The organism is uncultured Clostridium sp. (genome assembly GCF_910588715.1).
Classification (GTDB): Bacteria; Bacillota; Clostridia; order Clostridiales; family Clostridiaceae; genus Clostridium.
In genome coordinates this window covers 1-5193 of record NZ_CAJURG010000019.1, presented here as the reverse complement: position 1 = coordinate 5193, position 5193 = coordinate 1, and the positions used below count along the sequence as shown (strand labels likewise).

The window sequence follows — 5193 nt, the reverse complement described above, 5'->3', positions numbered from 1 at the left end:
GATAATACATAGTTATCTATTATACCTACGATTAGATAAAGCAGGGAGTATTTATGGCATTACATTTATTTTTATTATGGCACAATGGTATGGGATATTTTCCATTTGTTAAACAAAAATTAGAATCCGTTTTTTCTATAAAATATACTGTAAATCTATTTTGGGATAAAAAAACCACATTAGAAAAATTACAATTACTTTACGAATTTACTTTAGAAGAATCTCTTATGAAAATAGAAGAATGTGGTTATGGTGAAGTATGCGTTTTTATAATAGAAGATGCATTAAATATACAAAAAAAATATTTAACAAAATACGGTGTCATACCTGTTAATAAGTATGCACAGGAGATAAAGCAGCAAATACGTAATAGTTTTAATAATCAAAACTTAATACATGGAACTATGACAGACTTTGAATTCGAAAATGATATACTAGTCTGTTTAGGCTGTACTAAAGATACATTTTGGAATAATATTCAAAAGGAGTAACTATCAAATGAATGCTATGATTTTTAATGAGTATAAGCATACTATTATAATTCCATTTCATAAAAACAAAAAATTATTATATTATGTTTTAAATTTATTACAAAAAACTATATCACCTAAAGTAGAAGTTATTGTAATTGCGAATAATTATAATAAAACAGAGATTGATATTCAGTCTCCATTTTCACAAGTGAAAATATATCAGTTTCAACGCGATATGTTTTATCCTGATGCTATGAATACAGGTGTATCTTTAGCTTGCGGTGATATCATAACAATGTTCGATCAAGATATTTTCTGTTATCCAGGATGGTATGAACCACTATTTTCTAAATTAATAAGCTCAACGAACATCGGTGCAGTAAGTCCAAAACTGATTAATCCTACTAATAATCGTATTATTGATTTTGGAATTGCATATTCCCCACAAAATGTTTTGCATCCTATGAGAGGGTTGAAGCGTAACCATGTATGTGCTCAAGAAGATAGAAGGGTTCAATCTGCCTGCAGTGCAGTAATGATGACTTATAAATCCATTTATGAAGAAGTTGGGGGAATGGATATTACAATGCCATATATCTGCTGTGATTGTGATTATGGGATACAACTTAAACAAAAAAATTATGAGACTTGGGTTGTTGCTAATTCAGAAGTATATCACAAAGGTAGTAGTTCTCTAAGCAATACGAAGATTTCGGAATATAGTCATTTAAGGGCCGATTCGAAAGCAATGTTTTTTGCAAAAGATTATTCATTACTTTGTTTTGATATTAAAGATTATCTGGTTCAAGCTGTATGTAAATTTAAGGAAACACATACTGTTTTCCCAAATTACTATTTTTATAATCTATGTAGTTTACAAGATTCAAAATTTTTTATACAAATAGTGCAGAAAACGTTTGGAATAAATTTTTATGACCTATTTACAATAAATGTAGGAATGCGCAACCCAAAACAAATTCAGCTTTATGATTATATACCAATGTCTCATCTAGATATTTCCGAACCTTTTATATATTTTGTAGATACAGTTGTTTCATTAGCAAACAATGCTTTTTGGTGGAAAAACAGAAAAAATCCTTATGATATAATTATTGATACAAATGGAAATCTGTTAGACAGAGAAGATATTGAAAGAATGATAGTATAATTTGAGGAAAGCCACTATCTGGCTTTCCCCCTATTTAAGGATGTATATTAAAGGATGTATCCATCTTTTCTACTTTTATCTGCAATATTAGATACAGTTTTAAAGTTTAAAATATAGTTTCTTAATTCAGTTATATTTAGGTTATTTATAAATTCTAACTTTTGATTAATCTCTGCATCAAGTGTTTGATTTTGTATAAAAGATAATTCCTTAAGATCATTTTTTAACATCCCAATTTTAATAGTACAATCCCCCAAAATAATATTCCTAATATTAGCATAGTACGCATTATCTTTTTCGATTTTTTGCAAAGCATAACTATATTTACATAGCATATCTTCATAGTCTTTCTTTTTAAATGCCAATTTCGCGTATAACAAGTATATCATATAAATTTTTTGATTATTTAACAAAGATGAATATTTCTCTGCCATATTAATTGTTTCCTGAATCTCTTTTAGATCCGTTTGTCCAGAGATTAATCCATATACCCCTTTAAGGGAATATAAACTTGAGTAGAAAAAAAGAGACTGTTGGTTATATTCTCCATTTTCAACATAGTCAAACGCATCTGTTAGAAGTTTATTAACTTTATTATAGTTTCGCCTTATTAATTCCAGCTCAATTTCCTTTTTCAAAGAATTAAGGGTTAAATATTTAAGACTATTTTTATGTGCTTTATAAATTTTAATACCTTTTAACCAACAGCTTATCAGATTTCGTCTTTTATTTTGAACATACAGATAGTAATTACCCTTATCAAATAGATTCTCTATTTGCATCCCGATTAACTGATAGGTTCCACATAAATCCATAGATTTTTTGTAATACTGATGAACTAAATCCTCAGATTTACTATGTTTATAATACACATATATACGATTATATAAGCGAGCTAATAAAATATAATTTTTTTTTAAATTCCTATTTAAACATCGTATCCTTTCATTATATATTTGTAATACACAAGAATCGTTAGTCTGTAATAAATCTTCCGAATAATCATATACAAATTTCTGGTAAAAGGGATATTGTTCTCTCTCTTTAATTGATTTAACCACAAACGCATCATATATTTTTTTATATAATATTTTAGAGATATCTGTTCCCATTTCATTTTTTGCATCTAAACATATTTTAGATACAATGGCAAAATATTGATTTATATCTGAAAAATCTTCAAAAAATGATAAATATTCTATAACTTTATAATAAAAATATTTTTTTAAAGCATATGGTACCTGCATAAGTAACGGTTCTATTTTTATGATAATTTCATTTGATTTTGTGAATATATTAAAGTCATTTTTTATTTCAATAAGTAGCTTTTGCCATGGTAATAACTTACAATTTATTTTTAGTTCATTTATAATGTAATTAATAAAAATATCTTCTAAAGAGATAGTATCAACAAAATATTTTTCATACAAATCATGAGTAAATTCCCAAATACGCATTTGTTTTTCATGTTTTATGAATCCATAATCTTCCATCATAATCATTACTTGACTATTTAACCTAAGCTGATTTACTTGGTAATCCGTCAAATTCCTAAAAAAATGTATTGCAGCAAAAATCAAAACAGCATCTTTTTCTTCAATCTTTTCATTTATTATAAAAAGCTTATAACGCTTATGAAACACGTCTTTAAATGAATCGGGCATAGATTCTATTTCTTTGGAAAAAATATTGAAATCTCTTATTGTAAAATAATTTTTATAACGAGTCAGAACTCCTTTTTTAAAAAGGTATTCAACAATATTCTCTATATATTTTGGTATATTATTTGCCTTTTTAGCAATACTTTCAAAATATGAATCACACCAATCAGTTTTAACTTGTATTAATTGTTTAATGAAACCTAATGATTGATGATATTGATTTAATCCCTCTGGACAATATGTAAAAACGTGAAGACAATTAGAATTTTTCATTTCTTCCGCAAAAATTACAAACTTTTTAAGAGCCGGATTACAATAATAGTCATTGTTGTATGATATAATCACAACACTTCTCGCATTACGTTGATAATTTTTTCCATATATGCAAAGATCATAAATAAAATTGATTAAAAAGGGGGCAGCAAACTGAATATTGTCAATAATTATAGTAAATTTGTTCGATAATATTTTTTCAAAAATAAAATGTTGATTTTTTTTTAGTAATTCGCTAATATCTACATCCTGGCCAAATTTTAGTTCCTGAAGAAATTTAATTATTTCTATATTATCATTTCCATAAGATGTAATCTTCTCTGCACATTCTTTAAGCGATTCCGTAATCATTTCTGGTGTTAGATTGTAAATAAAATAGATAATTTCTCGCAAAATAGATAATGAATCATTTGTTGATAAATCTGCCACAAAATTCAGAATTTGATAATGATATTTAATATAAATACTAACAGCTTCTTTTAAAATACGACTTTTTCCAACACCGCTTCTCCCATGAATAATAGCCAAAGATAAATTTCCCTTATTAACTGTCACATCCTTTAAATTGTGTAATGCATCCAAGTATTGAGATCCCATAAGTGGAACAGAAAAAAATCCTGAGCACAATATTTTTTTTAAAGCTATTTCCTGAGAAGGAAGTCTTTCATCCATAAAATTGATATAAATAGTAGGAAGATTAATCTCTGCTTTATAACGTTGCAATTTAAAATATAATTTTATGAACTTTGATTCTCCTGGAAGCAACTTAATTTTTTTATTCCAATTATAGGATTCACTATTACTAAATGTATTATCGAGTAGCTCTAAATATTCTAAATCTCTAAGTTTTCCAAAGTTAAGATTAATTAATAAATCTGTCTGAAAATTATTATTAATAATTCCTACTCCTGCAAAAATCAAATCATTTAGTTTTATGCTAAATGAAGATGTACTAACGTCTTCTATATTACTATAGTGTATACCTGGCATACTAAACCCAAAGATAAATGGTGAAATTAAATCTTTGATTGAAATAGATGAAGGGAAGTCTTTAAAATACTTAGGCACTATTCTAGTTCGAAATCGAAAAATTAGATTTTCAAGATTAATATCATCATAAAAATGGATTTTCTTTTGACGTTTATCCGCATAATATAATAGTTTTTTTCTGGCAGAGTCATTTATTGCAGAATAACTAAATACTAGAATTTCCCTAACATCTTCTATTTCCGCCATTACTAATGTTGGTGAAATTACATTCATAGAAATTTTTTCTTTATAATTTTTACATTCTGCCCACAAGAAAGTATCATTTTCAGATTTTCCAATAAAATCTTTATTTCCGTCATGTGTTGTTTGTGTGGGAGTCCATGTTACACCTGTTCCCTCATACAATAACTGTAAGAGATCTTTAACTAAGTTTTCAAACTTTATCCCATTTTTAATAGTTTTGGATTTTCCATTCGTATCGATAATAACTGTTTGAAATTCCTTCCAATAATTATCTGTTAAATATCGCATTAATAGCTCCTATATTAAAGAAATAATAAATATTAGTTAATCACTCAAACTTCGCACATAGATTTTGCCTATGCACCTTGAAAATTCAATACCTGGC

3 protein-coding genes are annotated in these 5193 nt (G+C 26.8%); 2 read left to right on the top strand and 1 reads right to left on the bottom strand.

Translation table 11 applies throughout. The features are described 5' to 3' along the window. Positions 1 to 53: 53 nt before the first annotated feature. Positions 54 to 491, top strand: coding sequence for a hypothetical protein (locus QZ321_RS12225; protein ID WP_294197007.1), 438 nt, complete (start codon positions 54 to 56; stop codon positions 489 to 491). A 7-nt stretch (positions 492 to 498) separates the two neighbouring features. After that, positions 499 to 1641, top strand: coding sequence for a glycosyltransferase (locus tag QZ321_RS12220; RefSeq protein ID WP_294197005.1), 1143 nt, complete (start codon positions 499 to 501; stop codon positions 1639 to 1641). Positions 1642 to 1688: 47 nt separating this feature from the next. Here QZ321_RS12220 and QZ321_RS12215 read toward each other — a convergent pair whose 3' ends face one another. Further along, positions 1689 to 5096, bottom strand: coding sequence for a hypothetical protein (locus tag QZ321_RS12215; RefSeq protein ID WP_294197003.1), 3408 nt, complete (start codon positions 5094 to 5096; stop codon positions 1689 to 1691). Positions 5097 to 5193 lie beyond the last annotated feature (97 nt).

Excerpts from the sequence above, each read along its gene's own strand:
- QZ321_RS12225 (WP_294197007.1), top strand. The coding sequence starts at position 54 with ATGGCATTACATTTATTTTTATTATGGCACAATGGTATGGGATATTTT.
- QZ321_RS12220 (WP_294197005.1), top strand. The coding sequence starts at position 499 with ATGAATGCTATGATTTTTAATGAGTATAAGCATACTATTATAATTCCA.
- QZ321_RS12215 (WP_294197003.1), bottom strand. The coding sequence starts at position 5,096 with ATGCGATATTTAACAGATAATTATTGGAAGGAATTTCAAACAGTTATT.